The sequence below is a fragment of the Paenibacillus sp. P4_A9 genome (genome assembly GCF_056402415.1).
Genome location: NZ_JBFUHL010000007.1, coordinates 110,958 through 135,691, shown reverse-complemented (window position 1 = coordinate 135,691; position 24,734 = coordinate 110,958). Strand labels below are relative to the sequence as shown.

The following is a 24,734-nucleotide window of genomic DNA, read 5'->3' as shown; positions in this document are numbered from 1 at the left end:
ATAGCGGAAATCCGCAACTTGTTGGTATAATATCGTCACGGGACTGGTCCCGATACACTAAAAGGGGTATATGAGATGATGTCCTGGATCCGAAATGTCATAGCTATTAATCGCAGCTTCAGGGTAAAACTGATTCTCAGTTTATCCATCATTATTTTATTTGCCTTTTGCTTGACGGGCTATTTAACGTATCGATATAACTTAACGCTGTTTGAGGAAGAAATCAGTAAGCAGTTTTCCAGTACGAACAAAGAAGCGCTGGCGAAGCTGGACCTTAAGGTGCAAGAGGTTGTTCGTATATCGCAAACGATTGTGTTTAATCCAGCCATTGAAAAGGTCATTTCACGCATCAATTTGAATGAAGACTCCGATGCCTTTAATCGATATTATGATAAAAGGCAAATCGAAGATCAGATTTATCAGCTCAAATCGGATGCTCCCTATATAACGGGTTTGTATTTATACGACTTAAAGGGGAATCCTTCGTATTTCAGCTATACGACCTCATCGATAAATGTACCAAATGAGAAACTATTCAATGTGATTCATTCAAACCTGAGCGATACCTCCGGCGATCTCGTATGGATCRGCATGCCGCTGGCCTCCTCTATTGAGCCAAGTGGGTTTAGAAATACGATTATCGTGGCCCGGTTCATGAAAAATAGTACGTTAACGACGTATGGTGTACTTGTCATGGCGTTTGACGAATCTTTCTTCTCAGGCTCTCTCAAGGAACTGACGAAGGCTGGCGAGGGTCAGGTCTATCTGTTTAATAAGAATAACGAGCTATTATTTACAAATTCGCCAGTTCAAACAGATCGATTAGACCTGCTTCGCAATTTGAATCATACGCAGCGATTGGATACCCATTTGTATGTACAGGGTCAATCCGAGGTGACTAACTTCAAGCTAGTAAGTGGTACATCGCTTACTGCGATTCAGTCGCGGAGTCGCGATTTATTCAAGATGATTGTCTACTCTGGTTTGGTAAGCATCCTGATTGCTAGTGTATTAATTGTACTTTCCACGGGGAATTTACTCCGTCCGCTTAAGGATTTATTGTTAGGTCTGCGCAAGGTGAGATCCGGTGATTTCGATGCGCGTATTGAAATTCGAACCCATGATGAATTGGCCTATATCGGTGAGAGCTTTAATGCCATGGCTGAACAGGTCGGTCGTTTAATCAAGGAAGTGTACATGATCCAATTAAGTGAGAAAGAGGCTGAACTCAAGGCATTACAAGCCCAGCTGAACCCTCATTTTCTGCACAACATGTTTAATGAAATTTATTGGAAGCTCTATCTGCAAGATGAAACGGAAACAGCGGCATTGATCGCGGCCATATCGGATATGCTCAAATACTCGCTGATGCCTGTGCGAACACTCACTACGGTGAAGGAAGAATTACAGCAGATTCGTAACTATTTGAAAATACAGAAAGAACTGTTTGAAACGGATTTAGAGACGATCATTCAACTGGATGAAGACGTCATGCATGTTGAAGTCATGCGATCCCTTCTTCAACCGCTGGTAGAAAATGTATTTATGCATGCTTTCCGCAATATGGTGTCTCATAAAGTGCTGTTAATCAAAGCAAGCAGCCGCGATGGTTTTCTAGAAATCGATGTGACGGATAATGGCTGTGGTATGGAAGAGAAGGCGATTTCGCAAATCTTAGGTGTTCAAGGCTCATCATTGCCACATCGGTCAGATGGCCGAGAAAGCCTAGGCGTTCGAAGTGTTGTGAGAAGGATCGAACTGGTGTATGGCAAGCCATTCCGTATGGAGATAACTAGCACGTTGGGAAGCGGTACTACGATGCGTCTTATTTTACCTCTTCAAATGAATAACGAGAAAGGAGATCGATTAGGATGAGAAGCGGGAGAGTATTGATCGTGGAAGATCAGCTGAATTTTCGAAAAGGAATTATCAAGATGCTGCATAGTGGCGACCTAGGCTGGCAAGTGGTCGGCGAGGCTGGCAATGGGCAGGATGCATTAGCGCTGCTGGAAAAGCTTAAACCTGATTTGGTCCTTACGGATATTCGTATGCCCATTATGGATGGGCTTGAATTTGTAGGCCATTTACGGAAGAGTTACCCCGATATGATTGTTATCATTTTAACGGGATACAAAAGTTTCGAATATGCGCAAGCCGCGGTACGGCTAGGTGCATTGGATATTCTGATTAAACCTTGCACGGAAGAAGACGTACGTCAGATTATGAATAAAGCGTCTGAGCGGTTTTATGATAAGTATGCGCTGCAGCAGAAACAGCAGATGCAACTTCAATTGCAACAAGATCAGGAGTTACGGGCGGTTTTGTTGGACCTGCCTTATGAAATGAGCACGGCAGCAAAGCTGGACGACGCGTTAGTGGGTAAGGAACTGTGGCTGCTGCATCTGAATAGTGAAGATTTATCGCAAAGAGCGGATGGTAAAAGAGATATAAGTTTGCTGCAATTTGCTTTCTCAAATATCGTCGAAGAGCTGGTGAAGGGGGCGGGACTGGAGGCGCAGCTCTTATTAGTGGAGCATGACACTTTTCTGTTGGTAACCGAATTACATCAAGTTGAAGAGAGTCTGCAGGAGGCGATTCCTTCTGCTTCTTTGGAATATTTGAAAATTCGTGCGGGGATGATTTCCATGGGTCTTGCTCCTTCGGCTCTTGCGTTAGCGGAATTATATGTGTTAACGAAAGGGGCTGTCTCTGAGCCGATTGGAATCCCTGGACTGAGCGGTAGCGAGGCGGGTTCGGGTGTTCTGCTATCACTCAATCAGGCGAAGGTTAGAGAAATGGAAGTTGGGCTCATGYCGGCGATCTTAGTCGGTCAAGAAGACAGCCTTCAGGTTTTGTTGAATCGCGTTCTTGAGGATCTAAGCCGCTCGTCACTAGAGGAAATGAGAATTGGCGCGTTATCACTTTCCATTGCCTTGCATGGAACGATCAAGAAGCAATTTGACCCGGAAGACAAACATGGGCTGGCTAGGATTCCTAATGAGATGCCTCAGAGTCATTGGACCGCCAATGAGGTATTGGACTGGGCAGGTGAACAAGTGAAGCACTTCCAGCTCCAATTTAATCAATGGCAGGCTTCCAAAAGTGACAATGTGATCGAGAGAGCTATTAAATATATCGAGGAGCATTACAATGAGGAATGCCGCTTAACGGATGTTGCGTCGCATATTCATTTGAACCCGAGCTATTTTAGTGTGGTTTTCAAGAAAACAACAGGGGAAAGCTTCACGCGTTTCGTTACCCGTGTTCGTATGGATAAAGCAGCTTTACTGCTTCGGAATACAGATATGAAAATATTTGAAATTGCGACGGCCATTGGATTTGATGAGCCGAATTATTTTACGAATGTATTCAAGCAGCAATTCCAAATGTCACCAAAGGAATACAGAAGCGGCAAGACTTCGCCGTAGGGCCAGTGAGCGTGAAGCAGCATTCCAAAAAAAAGTCATTGCGATAGAAATAAATTTGTTGTATTATCGGATTAAGCGCTTAACCCTTGAATCGGGTGAGCGTTTAAAAAATCAAAGATTAAGCGCTTAACCTTTGAGTGAGGGGAGATTATCATGCGTACAATTCGACTTACAATGGCACAAGCACTGTTGCGATTTCTGGACCAACAATATATTTCCGTAGATGGACAAGAGACTAAATTTGTTCGAGGTGTCATGGGGATATTCGGCCATGGCAATGTTACGGGAATCGGAGAGGCGTTAGAGCGCAGTGCTGGTGACCTTACCTACATACAAGGCAAGAACGAACAAGGAATGGTTCATGCCGCAACTGCTTACGCGAAGCAAAAGAACCGTCAACAAATTTATGCGTGCACTAGCTCCATTGGGCCTGGTGCGCTGAATATGGTAACGGCTGCAGCGACTGCTACGGTCAATCGTATTCCTGTTCTACTTCTTCCGGGAGACAATTTTGCCTCTCGACAACCAGACCCCGTGCTGCAGCAGCTTGAAATCACAAGCGATTACACAGTTTCAGCGACGGACCCGTTCAAAGCTGTGAGCAAATACTGGGACCGGATTGTTCGCCCAGAACAGCTGATCACTGCTGCTACTCAAGCGATGCGGGTACTAACAGATCCTGCTGAGACAGGTGCAGTTACTTTAGCCCTCCCGCAGGATGTGCAAGCAGAGGCTTACGATTATCCGGAAGCTTTTTTCAATAAGCAAGTTTATTACATCGATCGACGTCCTCCTGCCAAGGAAGCCATTACTAGGGCTACGGCGTTAATCCTCGGCAAGAAACGCCCGTTAATTATCGCAGGCGGCGGTGTACTCTATGCGGAAGCGACGAAAGAACTAACGCAATTTGCTAGTACGTTCGGTATTCCTGTTGCGGAAACACAGGCAGGTAAAAGCGCGCTAGCTTGGAATCATCCGCTAAATGTTGGCGCGATAGGCGTAACTGGAACACTCGCAGCAAACAAGCTCGCGAAAGAGGCGGACCTGATCATTGGGGTAGGGACTCGCTATTCGGACTTTACCACGGCTTCCAAATCGGCTTTTGCAGATGCGAATGTGCAATTCATAAATATCAATATCAGCGGCTTTGATTCTTCGAAATTGGGCGGGATCTCACTTACCGCTGATGCGAAGGAAGCACTTCACTTGCTTGGGGAATCCTTGCGATCACACCAGTATAGCAGCAGCTACGAAGAGGACTTTCTAGCCACATTGAAAGGCGAGTGGGACCGTGAAGTAGACCGCTTATACCAAGCAGAGTGTGTGGATGGTTTTGCACAAACCCGTGCGTTAGGTGTGATCAATGAGACGATTGATCAGTCATCTGTCGTCGTGTGCGCTGCGGGAAGTCTTCCCGGTGATTTACACCGCCTATGGAGATCAACGGAGCCCAAAACGTACCATATGGAATATGGATTCTCCTGTATGGGCTATGAAGTAAGCGGTGCTTTCGGTGCCGCATTAGCGGAACCGAATCGTGAGGTCTATGCGATTGTCGGAGACGGAAGCTATTTGATGCTCCATTCGGAAATGGTAACGAGTTTACAAGAGGGTCAGAAATTTACGATCTTATTGTTTGATAATCATGGCTTCCAGTGCATTCATAACCTGCAGCGCAGTCAAGGAAGTGATGGCTTCGGAAATGAATTCCGTTATCGTGATGAGGGTACGCGTAAGCTGACAGGAGGCTACATGCCGATTGACTTCACAGCACATGCTCGCAGCTTGGGCGCGAAGGCGTACAAAGCGAGCAATCCGGAAGAGCTGAAAGCGGCACTCCTTCAAGCGAAAAAAGAAACTGTGACGACGCTCATTGAAATTCCAGTCGTGCCTGGGACAAACACAGGCGGCTATGAGTCATGGTGGCAGGTAGGCGTCCCTGAGGTTTCTGAAAGTGCGAAAGTAGTTGCTGCACATGAAGAAATGAAGAAAAATATCCAAGCGGCTAAGCCCATTTAACGATAAGAGGTGACCTGACGATGAAAGAACTACCATTTAAACTAGGCATTCATCCGATTAATTGGGTGGGTGAGGACGTTAAGGAACATGGCGCTGATACCACATTTGAACAAATCGTAGATGACATACAAGCGTTGGGATTAACTGGCACGGAGATGGGCCGTAAATATCCGACAGATATAGATGTTCTGAAGAAAGAATTGTCGATGCGAGGCATTAACCTTGTATCTCAGTGGAAATCCGTCCTATTCTCGGATCCAGCTTACAGAGAACAGGAACTGGAAGCCTACCGCAAGCACGTGCAATTCCTCAAGGAAATGGGCAGTACGGTGATTTCTACAGCGGAAGTCGGGGGTTCACTTCATTTTGATCCACGACGTACGCCGAACGAGAAAGAGGTGCTTCGTCTTGACGAAGCGGGCTGGCAGAGCTTGGCTGAAGGCTTGAATCGTGCGGGTGCGATTGCGGCGGAATATGGTCTGAAGCTGACCTATCACCACCACGGTGGAACGGTTGTGGAGTCACCAGAAGAAATCGATCGACTCATGGAACTGACCGATCCCTCCTTAGTCTACCTGCTGTTTGACACAGGACACACGTACTATGGCGGCGGCGATCCGTTGACGGTACTGCGTAAACACTATGACCGAATCGCGTATATCCACTTGAAAGATATTCGTCAAGCCGTACTGGATGAAGCGCGTGCCGAGCAGGTTGATTTCGTTACCTGTATCCGCAAAGGCGTGTTTACCGTTCCTGGGGATGGATGCCTTGATTTTGCACCAATTTTCAAGGAATTAATGGCTCGTGAATATACAGGGTGGGCGATGCTGGAAGGCGAGCAAGATCCGTCCACACACAATCCTTATGAATACGCGAATAACGCACTGAACTATATACATTCGTTAATAAACCATGAAGGTAGGTAAACCAACCATGACCTATGTGACTTTCCCAGAAGCGAAACCACTTGATTTTGTAGCCATCGGCAGATTATGTATCGATTTGAATGCGAACGAAATTCATCGACCCATGGAAGAAACCATGACATTCACRAAATATGTTGGCGGATCTCCAGCGAATATTACGATCGGCATGTCCAGATTAGGAATGAAAACAGCTTTTATCGGCAAAATAGCGAATGATCAAATGGGCCGTTTCATTGCCGACTATTTACAGCGCAATGCGATTGACACAAGCAATGTCGTGACGGATCGTACAGGAGCGGTGACAGGGTTAGCTTTTACCGAGATCAAAAGCCCGACGGATTGCAGTATCTTAATGTATCGCGATAACGTGGCTGATTTGAAGTTGACACCTGATGAGGTTCAGGAATCTCTTATCGCAGGTGCGAAAGTATTGCTAATTTCCGGAACAGCTCTTGCTCAGAGCCCTTCACGCGAAGCGGTGTTTCAAGCGCTGAATTATGCTAAAAAGCACGGGGTCGTTATCGTATTTGATCTAGATTACCGTCCGTACACTTGGACATCGCCGGAAGAGACGGCTGTGTATTATAACTTGGCTGCTGAGAAATGCGATATCATTCTCGGTACGCGTGAAGAGTTCGATATGATGGAGAAATTTGAGCATAATCCGGAAAAGGATGACCACATCACGGCTGCGAAATGGTTCGACTATTCAGCTAAGATTGTCATTATCAAGCATGGTAAAGAAGGCTCAATCGCCTATACACCGGATGGTGTTGGTCATCGTGCAAAGAGCTTCCCAGCGAAGGTTGTGAAGACTTTTGGTGCGGGAGATTCTTATGCGGCAGGCTTTATCTACGGTGTTATGCAGGGCTGGACACTGGAGAAAAGCATGGAATACGGAAGCGCGGCCGCTTGTATCGTCATTTCAAGCCATAGCTGCTCGGATGCCATGCCAACTGCGGACCAAGTGGATGAATATATCGAACGTTGCAATCGCGGAGAAATTACAGCCTCTTAATCACTTATAAACCTAAAGGAGCGAAATCCCTATGACACATACATTGAAAAACTGGATTGGCGGCGAATGGGTCGCATCAACTTCTACACAAACGGATCCTGTTTATAATCCTGCAACAGAAGAGATTCTAGCTTATATTCCGATTTCGACCAAAGAAGAAGTAGATCAAGCTGTTCGTAATTCGCAAGAAGCGTTTCAATCATGGAGCCGTACACCTGTACCGAAGAGAGCACGCGTCTTATTCAAATACCAACAGCTTCTAGTTGATCATTGGGAAGAGCTTGCTCGCATCGTTACCCAAGAAAACGGCAAGAGCTACACCGAAGCTTATGGTGAAGTACTTCGCGGCATTGAGTGCGTGGAGTTCGCTGCTGGTGCACCTACATTGATGATGGGCAAACAGCTTCCAGATATCGCATCCAATCTTGAATCCGGTATGTACCGCTATCCGATCGGTGTCATTGGTGGAATCACACCATTTAACTTCCCGATGATGGTGCCTTGCTGGATGTTCCCGCTGGCAATTGCTTGCGGTAATACGTTCGTATTGAAGCCATCGGAGCGCACACCGCATTTGGCGAACCGTCTAGCAGAATTGTTCCACGAAGCAGGATTACCGGCAGGTGTTCTTAACATCGTTCACGGTGCGCATGACGTGGTGAATGGCCTTCTTGAGCACAAAGATATTAAAGCTATCTCCTTCGTTGGCTCCCAGCCAGTAGCCGAGTATGTCTACAAAACGGCTGCAGCGAACGGGAAACGCGTTCAAGCACTTGCTGGCGCGAAAAATCACTCGATCGTCATGCCTGATGCAAATTTGTCCATTGCAGTGAAGGAAATCACGAACGCTGCTTTCGGTTCAGCAGGTGAGCGCTGTATGGCATGCTCCGTTGTTGTAGCCGTAGGCGATGTTGCGGATACGCTTGTTAGCAAGCTGCTTGAAGCGGCGGATGCAATTACGATTGGTAACGGAAACGATGAAGGCGTGTTCTTGGGACCTGTCATTCGTGGCGGTCATAAAGAGCGTACGTTGAAATATATTGAAATCGGTGAAAAAGAAGGCGCGATTATGATCCGCGATGGTCGTAAAGATGCCGCTGCAGGTGAAGCAGGCTACTTCGTCGGACCGACGATTTTCGATCAAGTACAGTGCGAGATGAAAATTTGGGAAGATGAAATTTTTGCTCCTGTACTTTCCATCGTGCGCGTTGCAACACTGGAAGAAGCGATTGAGCTTTCCAATCGTTCCGAGTTTGCGAATGGTGCGTGTCTATTTACGCAAGACGGCAGCAATGTACGCCAATTCCGTGAAAACATTGAAGCTGGGATGCTTGGTGTCAATCTTGGCGTACCTGCCCCAATGGCGTTCTTCCCGTTCTCTGGCTGGAAAAAATCCTTCTACGGCGATTTGCATGCCAACGGTACGGATGGCGTGGAATTCTACACACGTAAAAAGATGGTCACAGCTCGCTGGTAACAACGAGTTTCCGCTAGAGAGGAGAGAAATGCATGGCACTCGTTTCGATGAAAGACATGCTGCAAACGGCTTTAGAAGGCAAATATGCTGTTGGGCAGTTTAATTTAAATAACCTCGAATTTACACAAGCGATCTTACAAGCAGCACAGCTCGAACAAGCACCAGTTATTCTTGGTGTGAGTGAGGCTTACATTCCCTATATGGGCGGGCTTCCGTGTATCGCGGGTATGGTGAAATCCTTGATCGAGCACTACGGCATTACAGTGCCAGTTGCCCTTCATTTGGACCATGGCAGTTCCTATGAATTGTGTATCAAAGCGATCCACGCTGGATTTACCTCAGTGATGATCGATGCTTCGCATCATTCCTTAGAGCACAATATCGAGGTGACGCGTCAAGTGACGCAGGCTGCTCATGTACTTGGTGTAAGTGTAGAATCGGAATTAGGTCGAATCACAGGACGTGAAGATGATCTGGTTGTCGATGATGCAGATGGGATGTATGCGGTGGCTGAGGATTGCGTAAAAATGGTTCAGGAGACAGGTATCGATTGTTTAGCTCCTGCGCTTGGATCGGTTCACGGCCCTTATCGCGGACAACCAAAGCTTGGATTTGAACGGATGGCTGAAATTAGAAATCTGACGGGGCTGCCGCTTGTGCTTCATGGCGGAAGCGGTCTGCCAGATGACGAAATTCGTCAAGCGATTGCATGCGGCACAGCCAAAATTAACGTCAATACAGATAATCAAATCGCTTGCACAGCAACGATTCGCACATTTTTGAACGATCATCCAGATGCGTATGATCCAAGAAATTATTTAATTCCAGCTCGGGAAGCGATCATCGCATCGGTCAGAGCGAAAATCCAATTATTCGGAAGTAGCGGTAAAGCGGGAGGTCATGTAGGTTGAAAAAGATTAGAATCGGAATTATCGGCGCTGGCCGAATTGGTAAAATCCACGCGGACAATTTGTTGCGGACACCGCAAGTTGAAATTATCGCAGTGAGTGATTTGTTTGCAGGTCCTGAGTTAGAAGCATGGGCAGCAGCACGTAACATCGCAATTGTGACTAAGGATAGTAACGAACTTATTCATCATCCCGATATTGATGCTATTTTCATTTGTTCTTCCACAGATACACATGTGCCATTAATTGGGCAAGCCGCGCGTGCGGGGAAGCATATTTTCTGTGAAAAACCGATCTCCATGGACATCACGAAAACAGAATCAGCAATTGATGAAGTGAATAAAGCAGGCGTGAAGCTGCAAATTGGCTTTAATCGTAGATTTGACCATAATTTCAAACGAGTTCAAGAAGTTGTACAGGGTGGCGGAATTGGCGATCCTCACATTATTAAAATCACTTCTCGTGACCCGAATCCGCCTCATATTGATTACGTGAAGGTTTCTGGCGGCATCTTCATGGACATGATGATTCATGATTTTGATATGGCTCGTTTCGTTTCAGGCAGCGAAGTTGAAGAAGTTTATGCAGTTGGGAATGTGCTCATCAACCCGGATTTTGCCCAGCATGGTGATGTGGATACAGCGGTTGTGACACTTCGTTTCGCGAATGGAGCACTTGGTGTGATTGATAATAGCCGCCAAGCGGTGTATGGCTATGACCAACGTGTTGAAGTGTTCGGCTCCAAGGGCAGTGTCGTTGTTGCGAACGATCATCCCAACACGGCAGTGATCTCTACGGCAGACGCGATCGTGAGTGATAAGCCTTTGCATTTCTTCCTTGAGCGCTATCAAGCCGCTTATATCGAGGAAACGCAAATGTTCATCGATGCGATTTTGAACGATAAGGCTGTCCCTGTCAATGGTGACGACGGTGTTCAAGCAGAGCGAATCGCGTTAGCCGCGAAGCTGTCTTCCCGTTTAGGTCGTCCGGTGAAAGTGAGCGAGGCTCTAGAGTTGCTCAAACAAACTTCAGCAGTTTAATGAGAGAAGGAGACGTTACGATGTCCAAATTGATTGTAACCCCTGCATCTTCTCCCAATGAGGCAGGCAGAATCCTACAAGTCACACCGGAATCGGCAGGCTGGCAGTATGTTGGTTTTGAAGTTGTACGGCTCGCGGAAGGTCAGACCTTGAGTCGTGAAACCGCGGATCAAGAGGTTTGCCTTGTCCTGTTGAGCGGGAAAGCTAACGTGAAGACGAAGGAAGAACAATGGGATAATATTGGTCAGCGAATGAGCGTTTTTGAGCAAATTCCTCCGTATTCTGTCTATGTTTCGAACAACGATAGCTATGAAGTGACGGCATTAACCGCACTCGAGGTCGCTGTTTGCTCAGCGCCTGGCGTGGGAAACCACCGTTCACGCTTGATTTCTCCTGCGCAAGTCGGTGTGGAAACGCGCGGTTATGGCAATATCGAGCGTTACATTCATAATATTTTACCTGAGAGCGAGCCAGCGGATAGTTTGCTTGTTGTCGAAGTGTTTACGCCGAACGGCCATTGGTCTAGCTATCCGCCGCACAAGCATGATCGTGACGCGCTTCCAGAGGAATCATACTTGGAAGAAACCTATTATTTCCGTGTCCAGCCCGAGCAAGGATTTGCGGTTCAACGGGTATACACAGACGATCGTACACTAGATGAGACGCTAATTGTCAAAAATGGAGAAGCCGTGCTCGTTCCGCGCGGTTATCACCCCGTATCTGCGCCTCCAGGCTATGATGTGTATTATTTGAATGTCATGGCTGGACCTACTCGGACATGGAAATTTCATAATGACCCCGATCATGCCTGGATCATGACCAAGCCAAGCGAGTCGTAAGGCGGTTGCAACTTCTGGAAAGCCCCGTCATAATGGGGGAATAACTGTATTCTTCGAGAAAAATGGGGTAGTAGGATGAAGACAACCATTTACGATGTGGCCAGAGAGGCCGGTGTGTCCATTGCAGCGGTGTCGCAAGTCATGAATGGTAAGGGGAAAATAAGTGAAGAACGGCGCACGGAAATTCTTAAAGTGATGGAAAAGCTCAATTATCAACCCAGCGTTATCGCCTCCGCACTTACAGGTAAGAAGACATATACATTAGGTTTGCTTGTCCCCGATATTTCCAATCCTTTCTTTGCAGAAATCGCAAGAGCTGTTGAGGATCAAGGACATAATTTGGGATACAGTCTTGTCATCTGCAGCACGGATAATAAAGACGAACGTGTAGAAAGATACCTGTCTTTACTCCAGCAAAAAAGCGTAGATGGCATGATTATCGGGACCGGGATGGATAATAAGGATATGCTTACACCACTCCTAGAACGTTCGATTCCTGTTGTCATGATTGCCCGGGAAATGCCGGATTTGGCTGTGCATACTGTCGTTGTTGACGACTTGGTCGGCGGCACGTTGTCAGCTAGGCATTTGTTGGAGCTAGGTCATACACGCATGGCTATTCTTGCGGAGCATGCCAAGGTTATTAGTAGTCGTGAGCGTGTAAAAGGCTTCTTAACTACTTTGGAGGAAGCGGGCATCCAGCTTCCTGATGATCGTGTACGTAATTGTCGCTACACCGTAGAAGACGGCAAACGTGAAGCTATTGAGCTCCTAGAGAAACCCGCTGCCGAAAGGCCAACCGCACTTTTCTGCTGCAATGATATGCTAGCGATCGGCGCTCTTCAGGCGGCGAAGCAATTAAAGCTTCGCGTTCCTGAGGATGTATCCGTCATCGGATTCGATAATACAATACTAGCTTCTGTGACGGATCCGCCGTTAACGACAATTGCACAGCCGATTGAGCCCATGGGGAAGAAAGTCGTCGATTTGTTGATTCACGAGCTGAAGAAGAAATCACAAGCCAAACAGCGTGTTGTCATGCTGCCTGAATTAATCATCAGGCAATCCACAGCAGCACCGGCAAAGTGATGCATTTATGAATGTAGACTGCTTCCCCTTGTGGGAGGCAGTTTTTTTAATGTGGAAAAATCCACTAATAATGACCCAATGAAATTATAGATTCTTCTATAATTATTTAAGGGTTTTTCCTATGAAAACTTCTATGATAGGTATATCAAGTTTATAACATTGAAGTAAGGAGTGAAGCATTCATGAACGGGAATATTATTAAAACTCCTGACATCCAGATGACCAAAAGCGAACTCGATGCCTTGCGACTAAGACGAAGAAGAAGACTGAAGCAGAACATTCCTTTGTTTATCATGCTGGTCCCTGTTATTGCTTACTATATTCTATTCAAATATTGGCCTATGGGCGGACTTGTTATCGCTTTCAAGAACTACAATTTTGCAGACGGAATTTTAAACAGCCCTTGGGTGGGACTGAAAAACTTTAAGTTATTATTCTCTAGCTCTAATACACTCCAAATTATGTGGAATACATTTTGGTTGAGTTTTCTGAGTTTGATATTTGGATTTCCAATGCCGATATTCCTTGCTATTTTACTAAATGAGGTTAGGAAATCTTGGTTCAAACGATGGGTGCAAACGATCGTTTATCTACCGCATTTCTTCTCTTGGGTTATTGTTTCCGGGATCGTGTTGTCCCTATTCGCAACGGATTATGGTTCGATTAATAAGGTTCTTGCCTTGTTCGGTATTGAACCGATTAACTTCCTCTACGAGTCTAACTCATGGTTAGCCATTTTCGTGGGATCTGGAATTTGGAAAGAAATGGGATTCAGTACTATCATCTACTTAGCTGCACTAACGACCATTGATCCATCTTTATATGAGTCAGCAGCCATGGATGGGGCAGCCAAATGGCGTCAAATGTGGCACGTAACAATTCCAGGTATTCGTCACACAATTATTTTATTACTAATCTTAGCGATGGGTAAAATTATGGAAGTTGGCTTTGACCAAGTCTATAACTTACAGAACGCTGGGGTTTCGGATGTGTCGGAAGTTATCAGTACTTATATTTATAAAATTGGTTTGGGCAATGCACAGTTTAGTTTAACAACAGCAATGGGATTCTTTGAATCCATCATTAGTTGCAGTCTCGTGCTTATAGCTAATAGGATCGCTAAGAAATTCGATCAGGCTCTGTTCTAGATCCATGTAAACATCAAGTTCAACATCCGTGGAAGGAGGATTTGTATGAAAGCGACAAACGGAGAAAAAATATTTTATGCAATCAATTATTTAGTACTCGGATTAATCGCCTTAACTTGCATTTTGCCGTTTATCCATATCATAGCCCTATCGATGAGTGAGCGGTCGGCTGTTGAATCAGGTCATGTCTTCTTCTGGCCTGTGGGACTAGAGTTCACAGCATATAAAATTTTCTTCATCGCCAGTCCTGCTTGGAGCGCTTTCAAAAATAGTGTGATCATCACAGTAGTTGGTGTGGTTTTGAGTTTGTTGGGTACCATACTAGCTGCCTATCCGTTGTCCAGATCGTATTTAATTGGTCGCCGTTATCTGGTCTTGGGCATGGTGTTCACCATGTTGTTCTCGGGAGGGTTGATTCCCACTTATCTCGTGATTAAGAGCATGCACCTTATTGACTCCTACTGGGCTTTATGGCTTTCTGGGTTCATCAGTACCTACAACATGCTTCTAATGAAAAGTTATTTCGAGAATATTCCATATGAAGTGCAGGAAGCTGCACGAATTGATGGGTGTAATGATACTTCATTACTTGTTCGTATCATCTTGCCGCTCTCACTTCCCATGCTGGCTACGCTCGCGTTGTTCTATGGGATTGGCTTCTGGAATTCGTTTATGAACGTACTCATGTACATCAATAAAAGTGAGTTGATGAATTTAACTGTTGTTGTCCAAGGGATGCTGCAGAAAAATGACTTATTGAACTCTCCTTCGCTTAATTTGCAGGAACAGCAAACGGTTGCAACGGAGATGGTGAAAGCCGTTGGTGTTGTTGTCATGGTTGTACCGATGTTGGTCGTATATCCATTCTTGCAAAAGTATTTTGTCAAGGGCGTAATGCTAGGATCTGTTAAGGGTTGATGAAACAGGTGTTCCCGTTTTTTTTAAGCGTTAATATAAAACATTCTAGGGGGAAATGCACATGGAAAACAAGAAAATATGGCTTGGACTATCAGTAGGGGTTGTCGCATTAGGGGCAACATTAGTTGGTTGCAGCAACGACAAAAAAGAAGCAACAGCAACATCTTCAACCAAGCCTGCCGCAGAAGCGCCAGCTAAACGTGGGGATGTTTCGGTCTCTATCTATGATCGGGGAGGCGTGCCAGCTTCGGAAGGCACGTATGAAGAGAATCGTTGGACCAAGTTAATTAACCAAAGTGGTCCAGAGAATGTGAAGTTCGTCCCAATTCTTCGAAGCGACTCTACGAAAAAATTGAACGTCCTGTTTGCTTCCGGTTCCGCTCCGGATATTATCAATGAGTATAATACTCCGTTTAGAGRCAGTTTGTACGATCAAAAACAATTAATGCCGATTGATAACATCTTGAAATATATGCCMGAATATCAGAAATTATTGACACAATATCAGCAATTGAAAAAAGTGGGAACAAAACCAGATGGCAAGCTTTACGAGATTGGTAAGGTAAAAGAAGCGACCCCTGCACATATTCTTTATATTCGTACCGATTGGTTGAAAAAGCTGAATCTAAATATGCCGACAACAACGGACGAATTATATAATGTGGCGAAAGCGTTTGTAGAACAAGATCCGGATGGCAATGGCAAGAAAGATACGTACGGCATGAATATGAGTACGTATTCGGAGCAAGCCATTAATGAGATATTCGGCGAAAGTTCTTCATTAACTTTGCTGGCTTGGGATATTAAGGATGGCAAAGTTGTCCGTGCGTGGGACAAAGAACTGGCGTCCCTCACGTTCAAGAAGAAACTCTATGATGGCGGCATCATTGACAAAGATTATATCAATGATAAAGACGGCAATAAGGCGAAACAGGACTTTCTTAATGGTAAAATCGGAATTTATGTCCAATTTTCAGGCAGTATCGGCGGTCTAGACTTACCTACATTGAAGAAAAATGTACCTGGAGTGGAAATTGCTCCATTAGGCTATCCAAAATCACCGATGGGAACATTCACTGGCGCCATCGATAATCCGATTCAAATGACAACTGTTGTGAACGCCAAAGCGAAGGATCCAGAAGCGGTTGGCCGCTATCTTGACTTTATGATGAAGCCGGACAATGCTCGGAAAATGATCTTCGGAGACGAAGGAACTCACTGGAAGAAAGCAGCAAACGGTTGCCCGCAAGTCATAAATGCAGATAAGTCGAAAAATGAGGTTTCTTACGCACTAGACTATGCAATGTTCTTCTCATCAGGAGTAGACAAATGTAACTATACCTTGAGTGGGATCAGTAATCCTGATGTGAAGCCTGATGATAAGATTAACATGGAAATGTTTAAAGTTATCCAACAGATTTACTTCGATCCAGCAAGAGAGTACCCAGGGATTACGTTAGGGGATCATATGCCAGTGTATCCTGCCGATCTTCAAGTCATTAATACAACAATTCTTAAAGAGAAGAACGATCTCATTGTTAAGGCCATCCTTAGCGGTGCTAAATACACGCCAGAACAAGCGATTAATGACGCAAAAGCGGCATGGGATAAAGCAAACGGCAAACAGCTTGAAGATTACATGAACAAATGGTATGCAGCAAATAAAGATACAGCTTTCCTAGCTAAAGATGCGAAGGAAATTGTTAAACAACAAATGGAATTTGTGAAGTAATTGTACTTTGAGCAGCTGGATATCGATTAAGGGTTGCCTGTGTATGCAGGCAGCTCGTCGGTGTCCAGCATCTTCTTTAATTAGTAGAGATATGATTTAAATCCTGGGAGGGACCTACGATGAACAAAGTTAAAGTAGCTATTATTGGATGTGGCGGTATTGCAACAGGGAAACATTTACCCAGCTTGAGCAAAATTGAGCAAGTCGAAATTATCGGTTTTTTTGATATTTTTCCTGCAAGTGCACACAAAGCAGCTGAGAAATTTGGCGCACCAGGTGCCAAGGTATACGACGATTACCGCGAATTACTTGCAGATCCTTCAATTGATGTCGTTCACATTTGTACACCGAATGATACACATGCGGAAATTTCGATTGCAGCTTTAGAGGCTGGTAAGCATGTAATGTGTGAAAAACCGATGGCAAAAACAGCCGCAGATGGCCGCCGTATGGTAGAAGCTGCGAAACGCACGGGTAAGAAATTAACAATTGGCTATAACAATCGTTTCCGCGCTGACAGTCAACATCTGAAACGCGTTATCGAAGATGGGGATTTGGGCGAGATTTATTTTGCTAAAGCACATGCTATTCGCAGACGTGGCGTCCCAACGTGGGGAGTTTTCCTTGATGAAGAGAAACAAGGCGGCGGACCGCTGATCGATATTGGTACACATGCGCTCGATTTAACGCTTTGGTTAATGAATAACTATGAACCTAAGGTGGTGCTAGGCACCGCTTATCATAAATTGTCACGCAAAGAAAATGCCGCGAATTCTTGGGGCCCTTGGGATCCAGCGAAGTTCAAAGTTGAAGATTCAGCATTCGCTATGATCGTTATGAAGAATGGCGCAACCATTATGGTGGAAGCGAGCTGGGCGCTTAATACCCTCGATACGAAGGAAGCGAAAACGACGCTTTGCGGTACCGAAGGTGGAGCTGATATGCAGGATGGCTTACGCATTAACGGTGAAAAACATAGCCGTCTATATGTTAATCAAATGCAGTTCGAAGCAAAGGGCGCTGATTTCTACGAAGGCAAGAAAGAATCGATGCAAGATAAAGAAATTCGCATGTGGATCGAGTCCATTATCCATGATAGAGAGCCAATTGTAACGCCAGAGCAATCGCTTGTCGTTTCCGAAATTCTTGAAGCGATCTACGAATCGAATAGAACCGGTAAAGCTGTCTATTTTGACTAATTCCAATGAAAAGAGGCAGTTGAACCATGATGAAAGTTGCGATGTTGAGCTTTTGGCATGTCCATGCCAAAGATTACGCACGCCTAGCAATCGAACACCCAGATACCGAAATTGTCGCTGTATGGGATGAAATTCAGGAGCGTGGACGCGAAAAGGCGGATGAACTGGGGGTTTCCTTTTACGGGAACTTGGAAGAGCTTCTAAGTAATCCTGATATTGACGCTGTAATCGTGGGTACACCAACGAATAGACACCATGAGGTAATTATCGCTGCTGCTAGAGCGGGTAAGCATATATTCACCGAAAAAGTCGTGGCAACCACCACGAAAGAATGCCAAGAAATCCTTGCTGTTGTTGAGGAAACAGGAGTCAAGCTAACGGTATCTCTACCGCGTTTGTATATGGGCTTTGTGCAAGCGGCACTGAATTGTATCCGCGAGGGTTTACTTGGAACCTTAACGACCGTTCGTATTCGACTAGCACATAATGGTGCCTTACGAACAGAAAAAAATCCAGATGGTGCACTTCCAGCCCACTTCTTCTGCTTAGAACAAACCGGCGGTGGAGCTCTCATGGATCTAGGTTGTCATCCGATGTATTTGACACGATTATTTCTCGGCTTACCAGAAAGCGTTAGTGCTAGCTTCGGCTATATAACGGAGCGTGAAGTTGAAGATAGCGCAGTAGCCACTTTACGTTATCCCAACGGGGCATTAGGCATTGTTGAAGCTGGTTTTGTGAACAGCTATTCGCAGTTTGATATTGAAGTACAGGGAACAGAGGGTAACCTTATGTATGCCCGAACGGATGATAAATTACGCATTCGCAGTTCCAAATTATCAGGTGAAGCGGCAACAGGCTGGCAAGAAGTGACAGATTTACCTAAACTGCCATCTGCCTTTGCGCAATGGGTATCCCATATTCAGAATGGAACGATTGCCACCGAAAACATTGAACTAGCACTTGATTTGACTCGGTTAATGGAAGCATCGACATTGTCTGCCCGTAATGGCGCTGTAATTAAGCTGAGTGACCTTTCAGAATAAAGCACTTAAAGAAAGGCCAGATCTTTCCGTACATGATACGAAGGGAATCTGTCCTTTCTTTTAATAACGGAAGAACAAAGCATATGCTTACGATGCGAGTTTTTCTAGCGAAAAACTTTTAGGAGGAAGAGACTTGATCGATAAAGGGGAATATTCGTTTTCAACTTGTTGGAATATCAAGAAACATACCGTAGGACGGGGCATGATTGAGGAAATTAAAGAGCTGGGCTTTCGCAATGTCGAGCTCAACTATAACGTAACCGAAGAGATGATGACAACGATTGAGCCCATGATAGAGAAAGGTGAAATCGGCGTATCCAGCGTGCACAACGTGTTCCCGTTCATCAATGATAAGGACTATGATACGGATTCCGTCATGCTGGGCTTCGATGATGAAGCGAAGCGCAAGCGCTCCGTGGAGCTACTTATTCGATCCATGGAATATGCCAATCGGTATGGCGCCAAAGCTGTGGTCGTACATCCAGGGGAAGTTCCTTTTGACTATAATATTGATATCGACTTAAAGAAACTCTACAGGGATCATGGGAAAGATTCGGCTGAGTATCAAAAGCTATGGAGCGTCATGATTGAACGACGAGATCGATTAAGTCCTTTGTATACGAAACGGATTCAAGAAAGTCTCGAGCAAGTAAGCGAGCATGCAGCTAAAAAAGGCTGGGATGTGGCAATCGGCATTGAAACTCGCTCCAGATCGTATCAGATGCCTTCCTTGATGGAAGCCAAAACGATTTGTGAGAACCTGGCAGGCAGCCCCGTTCACTTATGGTACGATATCGGCCATGCCATGATGATGGACAGAATGGGTTTGTACGATAATCTCAAAGAGCTGCAAGAAGTTAAGAAATACATCTATGGTGTTCACATCCATGAAACGCTAGAACTTGCCGACCACTGGTGCCCTTATGTTCATAGCAAGGACTTGCACTATTTCGATCATTTCCTTGAAGCCATTGACTATGCCAAAGTCAAAGTATATGAACTGAAAGCCGTGTGCGAGCCACATGAAATTCATGAAAGTCACAACCTCATCACAAGTAAAATTGCAGCTATGAAAGGGTAAGGTGACCTACGTGGACGCTAGCTATAATCGCTTAGTAAACCTGAATGATGAACTGACGGAAGCTACGCTTCTGAACCAGATTCTAGATCCGCTTTCCAAATATTACGGCGGCATTCGGGATGAAACGGGCATTGCCCGAGCTAACCACATGAGCACGCCGCGTATGATCGCTGGATGGGCGTCTGCCTTGGTTAAYCCGGATTCTCGTTACTATCATGATAACAATCTATTGAATGCTTTGGATAAAGCGGTCGCGTTCATGCTGAATAGACAGCATCCGGACGGTACCATTTCGCTGGGTTCAACGAATTATAATTCTCCCCCGGATACAGCGTTCGTGGTTGGCGGCGTCACACAGATGTATCAGCTGCTGAACAAGCATGATTGGTCAGAAGCGGCTCCTGTCGCAGCTAATCTGAAGCTTTTCCTAGAGCGCACGATTCCAGCCATGCTGACTGGCGGTTGTCATACGCCGAATCATCGTTGGGTCATAACCGCTGCACTTTGCTTACTCTATGAAATTTTCCCGCTGCCCGAGCTTCTGGCAAGAGCGGAAGACTGGCTGGCAGAAGGCTTGGATATCACCGAAGATGGTGAGTGGACAGAGCGCAGCAACGGCATTTATAACGCTGTCAGCGATATCGCGCTGTATCATACGGGACGATTGATGAACCGTCCTGAACTCATCGCATGCGTACGCAGTAATCTACGTATGATGATGTATTTAATCCACCCGTCGGGCGAGGTTGTAACGGATTACTCGGGTCGACAGGATTTCGGTCAGACGGCTACGATGGCGAACTACTTTCCGGTTTACCGCTTAATGGCGGCGCATGATAAGGATCCGATTTTTGCTGCTATGGCGGATTATGCGGGATCTTTCATCACTGGCTTCCATGAAGGCGTGAACAACCATCCACTGATGAATATGCTCGTGTACCCGGAAGCGGATATTTCGCAGCTGGAACGAGCGCCGCTGTTGGATCGTTATGTGAAAGTGTTAAATGCGCAGCATCCGATCAAGGAACATTTGCAACAAATAGATGAAGTAGGGCATCACATGCACATCCAGCATAGCAGCATGCATCTCACTTTCGGAGCTCCGCTGGTTCGTATTCGTGACCTGGATCAAAGCGTAACAATAATGTCGCAGACGCCATCTTTCTTCGCACTTCGCCACGGGAAAGCAAGGCTGCTCGGTATTAAACTAGCGACTTCGTTCTCTCCAGGTATTGTGAAATTCGCAGATCTGACAGCGAGTGAAGGTGTCTATAAGCTTGAAACCGTGCTGGAAAAAGGCTACAACGGCCCGATCCCGCGTAGTTTGCTGCCTGCTGGAGCGGAGGGCTCAATGCTCAGCCCTTGGTATTTGCTGCCGCACCAGCACCGGCCGATGACTCATCTGCAGAAGCTGGAGCTGCAAGCGGAAATCACTTCTGGAGATTCCGAATGGACGATCCACGTTTCCTCAGACGAACGTGAAGATGTCTTCACGCAGTTGACCTTCATTTTTGGAAATGAAGGTACGGTGAGTGGTGATGACTTGCTTGCAGGTGAAGAAGGCAAGTTCTTCCTCAAAAGCGGTGCAATGAAGTATGAGGTAGACGGGGATGTTATGGAAATTTCCTCTGGCGCCTATGAACATATCCTGCCAATCGTTCGTGAAGATCAGCATCCGTCCGGATGCCAATATGTCCATGTCAACTTAGTTACCCCTTATGATCGGACTTTCAAGATCCGTCTACTGTAGAAAGGAGGTTCGTTATGACGATCTATTTTAATGAACAAGAGAGTATACAAACCCGTTTGGGGAATGACGATAAACGAACATTGAAAGTTCTAGCTGATCGCTACATTGGTGCTAATCCTCCTGTACCTTTCGCGTTTAGAGCTTTTAGCCGAGCAGGTATTATGCAAAATGAAAAAGGGATGTTTGATCTCGATTTGGGCCGCAGATTTCCTGAGGCAAAGCCTGGTCAATTTTCTTATGCGTATGCCTTGGTTTGGAGTGATGGGGAACGTAATCTGGATCTATTGCTCAGCTGTCTGGGACCGATCCAGTTTTATTTCAACGATGAGCTGACGTACCGTTCTAACGTCATTGACGAGATTAAGCCAGATGCGAGTGTAAAGCTGAATGTGGACTTCGTACATGGCTGGAATCGCCTTTTTATCAAGGCTAAACATACGGCTGCAGGTTTCGGTTGCTTATTCGGTTCGGATGAAGCCAAAGTGCGAATTCTGAATGTGCTTGCGCCGTTTGCAGAACGGCAAGGACAAGCGGGTTGGGTGTTTTCCGAGCCGGTAGAAAAGGATCTATTCGAGGGGCGTTCCTTACCAGATGCGATGTCTTCGGAGAGGAATAACGGTTTGCATTGGCTGCCGATCCGTGAATGGAACGAGAATGAGAGCTCGAAGCCTGCTTGCGAGCGATTATTTGGTATCCAGCCGAATAAGCAGGCGTTTGCGTGGACGAAGCTGAAGAAGGTTAGTGTAGGACAAGAAGCTGTCTTGCTGCGTGGGCATGCAGCGGGTTCTCTAACGATGTGGCTGGATGGCAAGCAGATTCTTGAGCTTGGAGAAGAAGGCAGTTTTCAGGTAGAGGTTCCGCTATCCTATGGTCAACATGATCTTGTGATCCGAAGTGTTTGTGAAGATATTACATGGGGCTATATGTTACAGGCACAATTCGGAGGCGAGGCCGTTAAATTAAGCGCACCGCTGCAGGTTCATGGTTCAGATGATCCTTGGTTGTATCTAGGACCTCTGGCTGCCAATGTTGACTTAACCTATGAAGATTTGGTGCGAACAGATCGCGTATATGCGATGGACATCAATTCCGATAAGAAGACCTATTGGCGATTGGATCGTCCCGATACGTGGATTCGCCCTTACTATGAGAATGCCATGCTAAGCAATAAATGGACAGTTGGCAATGTAACGAATTATGCGCGTTGGGATTACCCGCTCGGCGTTACCATATATGGTCTGCTGCAAACGGGCCGTTTATTGGAGCGAGCTGACATTACCCAATATGCGCTGGATCATGTTCAGAGCTGTACCGATATGTTTACGTATTCACTTTGGGATCGTGAGCAGTATGGCTTCCCAGCTATCAATCAACAATTGGTTATGATGAAAATGCTGGATAACTGCGGTTCCTTCGGCTCCGCGATGTTGGAGGCCTATCAGGAAGATCAGGATCAGGGATACATGCTGATTGCCAATCGAATCGCCAATTTCATCCTGCACGGCTTGGAACGCAAGGAAGATGGCGCTTTTTATCGGATTTGTCAGGATGAATATTCGGCGAATACGATGTGGGCTGATGACCTCTACATGAGCACACCGTTCTTGTGCCGTTATGCTCGAATTACGGGCAGGGCAGAAGCGCTCGATGAAGCAGCTAAGCAATTTCTTCTTTTCCGTAAGTACTTGTATATGCCGGAAGAACGTATCATGTCACATGTGTTTGATTTTAAATATGGCATGGCGACGGGAATACCTTGGGGACGTGGCAACGGCTGGACACTCTTTTCGTTAACAGAGGTGTTGGAGGCATTGCCAGCTACACATGGAGCGCGGCCGGAGCTAATCGGTTTCTTTAATGATCTATGCGGGGGGTATGCTGATCTTCAAGCGGATAGCGGCCTTTGGCATCAAGTATTGAATGACCCTGATGCCTATGAGGAAGCTTCGTGTACCGCGATGTTCGCTTATGCTTTTGCACGTGGCGTACGTTTTGGCTGGCTCAAGGAGCCGCAGCGTTTCATCGAAGCGGCGTTGAAGGCATGGGATGGTCTGACCCGCATCGCAATTGATGCGCAAGGGAACGTGCACGGTGTATGCAGCGGCTCTAGGTATGCGTTTACGGCAGATTATTATAAAAAGGATCTGCTTACCGTCAAGAATGATAATCATGGAGTTGGCATTATGATGCTGGCAGGTTCGGAAGTTGTGAAGTTGAACCAATGGTTGGCAGCTCCGATTGAGGTAATGCAATGATCATTGCTACGAGTAGTGTATGGCAAATCAGTCACTTGGATCTCATCATACGCATGGTATTGGCGGTCGTACTTGGTGGTTTGATCGGTCTTGAACGGGAATGGAACAATCACGCGGCGGGCTTTCGAACGCACATTTTAGTTTGCTTAGGCTCGACGACCATCATGCTGCTGTCAGTGTACGGATTTTCCGATTTTGTGAATGAACCGAATGTCCGTATCGATCCCTCGCGCTTGGCTGCACAGGTTGTTAGCGGTATTGGTTTTCTGGGTGCTGGCGCCATATTACGAAACGGCAGTGTGATTAAAGGATTGACGACGGCCGCTTCCGTGTGGCTGGTTGCGGCAATTGGTTTAAGCATCGGTGCAGGCTTCATTACAGGAGCGCTAGTTTGTACCTTTTTAGTCCTCATCAGCTTGTATGTCTTGAATAAGCTGGAGAAGCATATCATTAGGCACCGTCGAACACACGAAGTTGAAATTTTGATCAATGAACAACCCGGCTTCCTAAGTTCGGTTACTTCTCGATTTGGAGAACAGGGTATTCAAGTAATCAATCTCAAGATGAGGCCAGAGAGTGCTTCTTCACATGAGGCAGAGAATGCTGGGAGCATCCCGATGATGCACTTAATCTTCAGTCTAAGATGTCCCAAGCATGAGAAACTGTTTGCGGCGTATGAGCAAATTTCCGCGCTGGACATCGTCGTTAGCATGGAAGCTTCCAACTTCGTATTTCATAATCAAGCCGCATAAGAACGAAATCCCGCTATGGTCATTGACTGGAGCGGGATTTTTCGAAGTCTAACGGAGAGAAATGATGAGCAGCTAATAAACATCTATTCAATAGAAGGGGGAGCGA

General features: G+C 46.0%; 19 protein-coding genes. All 19 read left to right on the top strand.

Features of this window, described 5'->3' with window-relative positions; translation table 11 throughout:
• Positions 1-75: 75 nt before the first annotated feature.
• Entirely contained in the window at positions 76-1,875 is a 1,800-nt protein-coding gene (locus tag AC1DVJ_RS08600) for a sensor histidine kinase (RefSeq protein ID WP_477589904.1), read from the top strand.
• Complete coding sequence (locus AC1DVJ_RS08595) at positions 1,872-3,428, top strand: response regulator transcription factor (RefSeq protein WP_477589902.1); 1,557 nt, start codon at positions 1,872-1,874, stop codon at positions 3,426-3,428. The genes AC1DVJ_RS08600 and AC1DVJ_RS08595 overlap by 4 nt, the downstream gene beginning before the upstream one ends.
• 153 nt (positions 3,429-3,581) lie before the next feature.
• Positions 3,582-5,447, top strand: a complete 1,866-nt coding sequence (gene iolD, locus AC1DVJ_RS08590) for a 3D-(3,5/4)-trihydroxycyclohexane-1,2-dione acylhydrolase (decyclizing) (protein ID WP_477589900.1) — start codon at positions 3,582-3,584, stop codon at positions 5,445-5,447.
• 20 nt (positions 5,448-5,467) lie between these two features.
• Positions 5,468-6,376 (top strand): myo-inosose-2 dehydratase, encoded by a 909-nt coding sequence (iolE, locus tag AC1DVJ_RS08585; protein WP_477589898.1) that lies wholly within the window; start codon positions 5,468-5,470, stop codon positions 6,374-6,376.
• 7 nt (positions 6,377-6,383) lie between these two features.
• On the top strand, positions 6,384-7,394 hold the full coding sequence (gene iolC, locus AC1DVJ_RS08580) for a 5-dehydro-2-deoxygluconokinase (protein WP_477589932.1): 1,011 nt from the start codon (positions 6,384-6,386) through the stop codon (positions 7,392-7,394).
• Positions 7,395-7,425: 31 nt separating this feature from the next.
• Positions 7,426-8,871, top strand: a complete 1,446-nt coding sequence (locus tag AC1DVJ_RS08575) for a CoA-acylating methylmalonate-semialdehyde dehydrogenase (RefSeq protein WP_477589897.1) — start codon at positions 7,426-7,428, stop codon at positions 8,869-8,871.
• Positions 8,872-8,903: 32 nt separating this feature from the next.
• Complete coding sequence (gene fba / locus AC1DVJ_RS08570) at positions 8,904-9,782, top strand: class II fructose-1,6-bisphosphate aldolase (RefSeq protein WP_477589896.1); 879 nt, start codon at positions 8,904-8,906, stop codon at positions 9,780-9,782.
• Positions 9,779-10,819: an inositol 2-dehydrogenase gene (iolG, locus tag AC1DVJ_RS08565; RefSeq protein ID WP_477589894.1), complete on the top strand. Its 1,041-nt coding sequence runs from the start codon at positions 9,779-9,781 to the stop codon at positions 10,817-10,819. Before fba ends, iolG begins: the two co-directional genes overlap by 4 nt.
• A gap of 20 nt (positions 10,820-10,839) precedes the next feature.
• The gene (gene iolB, locus AC1DVJ_RS08560; protein ID WP_477589892.1) at positions 10,840-11,658 is read left to right on the top strand and encodes a 5-deoxy-glucuronate isomerase; all 819 of its coding nucleotides are present in this window, start codon (positions 10,840-10,842) and stop codon (positions 11,656-11,658) included.
• A 75-nt stretch (positions 11,659-11,733) separates the two neighbouring features.
• Positions 11,734-12,747: a LacI family DNA-binding transcriptional regulator gene (locus tag AC1DVJ_RS08555; protein WP_477589890.1), complete on the top strand. Its 1,014-nt coding sequence runs from the start codon at positions 11,734-11,736 to the stop codon at positions 12,745-12,747.
• 218 nt (positions 12,748-12,965) lie between these two features.
• Complete coding sequence (locus tag AC1DVJ_RS08550) at positions 12,966-13,895, top strand: ABC transporter permease (protein ID WP_477589930.1); 930 nt, start codon at positions 12,966-12,968, stop codon at positions 13,893-13,895.
• A 45-nt stretch (positions 13,896-13,940) separates the two neighbouring features.
• Complete coding sequence (locus AC1DVJ_RS08545; protein WP_477589889.1) at positions 13,941-14,813, top strand: carbohydrate ABC transporter permease; 873 nt, start codon at positions 13,941-13,943, stop codon at positions 14,811-14,813.
• A 61-nt stretch (positions 14,814-14,874) separates the two neighbouring features.
• Positions 14,875-16,545 carry a type 2 periplasmic-binding domain-containing protein gene (locus AC1DVJ_RS08540; RefSeq protein WP_477589887.1) on the top strand — a complete coding sequence of 557 codons (1,671 nt, stop codon included), beginning with the start codon at positions 14,875-14,877 and terminating at the stop codon, positions 16,543-16,545.
• A gap of 119 nt (positions 16,546-16,664) precedes the next feature.
• Entirely contained in the window at positions 16,665-17,744 is a 1,080-nt protein-coding gene (locus AC1DVJ_RS08535) for a Gfo/Idh/MocA family protein (protein WP_477589886.1), read from the top strand.
• A gap of 26 nt (positions 17,745-17,770) precedes the next feature.
• The gene (locus AC1DVJ_RS08530; protein WP_477589884.1) at positions 17,771-18,790 is read left to right on the top strand and encodes a Gfo/Idh/MocA family protein; all 1,020 of its coding nucleotides are present in this window, start codon (positions 17,771-17,773) and stop codon (positions 18,788-18,790) included.
• A 133-nt stretch (positions 18,791-18,923) separates the two neighbouring features.
• Positions 18,924-19,871, top strand: a complete 948-nt coding sequence (locus tag AC1DVJ_RS08525; RefSeq protein ID WP_477589883.1) for a sugar phosphate isomerase/epimerase family protein — start codon at positions 18,924-18,926, stop codon at positions 19,869-19,871.
• A gap of 10 nt (positions 19,872-19,881) precedes the next feature.
• A complete protein-coding gene (locus tag AC1DVJ_RS08520) occupies positions 19,882-21,621 on the top strand; it encodes a hypothetical protein (RefSeq protein WP_477589881.1) in 1,740 nt (579 codons plus the stop codon).
• 14 nt (positions 21,622-21,635) lie between these two features.
• Positions 21,636-23,876, top strand: a complete 2,241-nt coding sequence (locus AC1DVJ_RS08515; protein ID WP_477589880.1) for a glycoside hydrolase family 88/105 protein — start codon at positions 21,636-21,638, stop codon at positions 23,874-23,876.
• Positions 23,873-24,628, top strand: coding sequence for an MgtC/SapB family protein (locus tag AC1DVJ_RS08510; protein WP_477589878.1), 756 nt, complete (start codon positions 23,873-23,875; stop codon positions 24,626-24,628). The genes AC1DVJ_RS08515 and AC1DVJ_RS08510 overlap by 4 nt, the downstream gene beginning before the upstream one ends.
• The last annotated feature ends 106 nt before the right edge of the window (positions 24,629-24,734 follow it).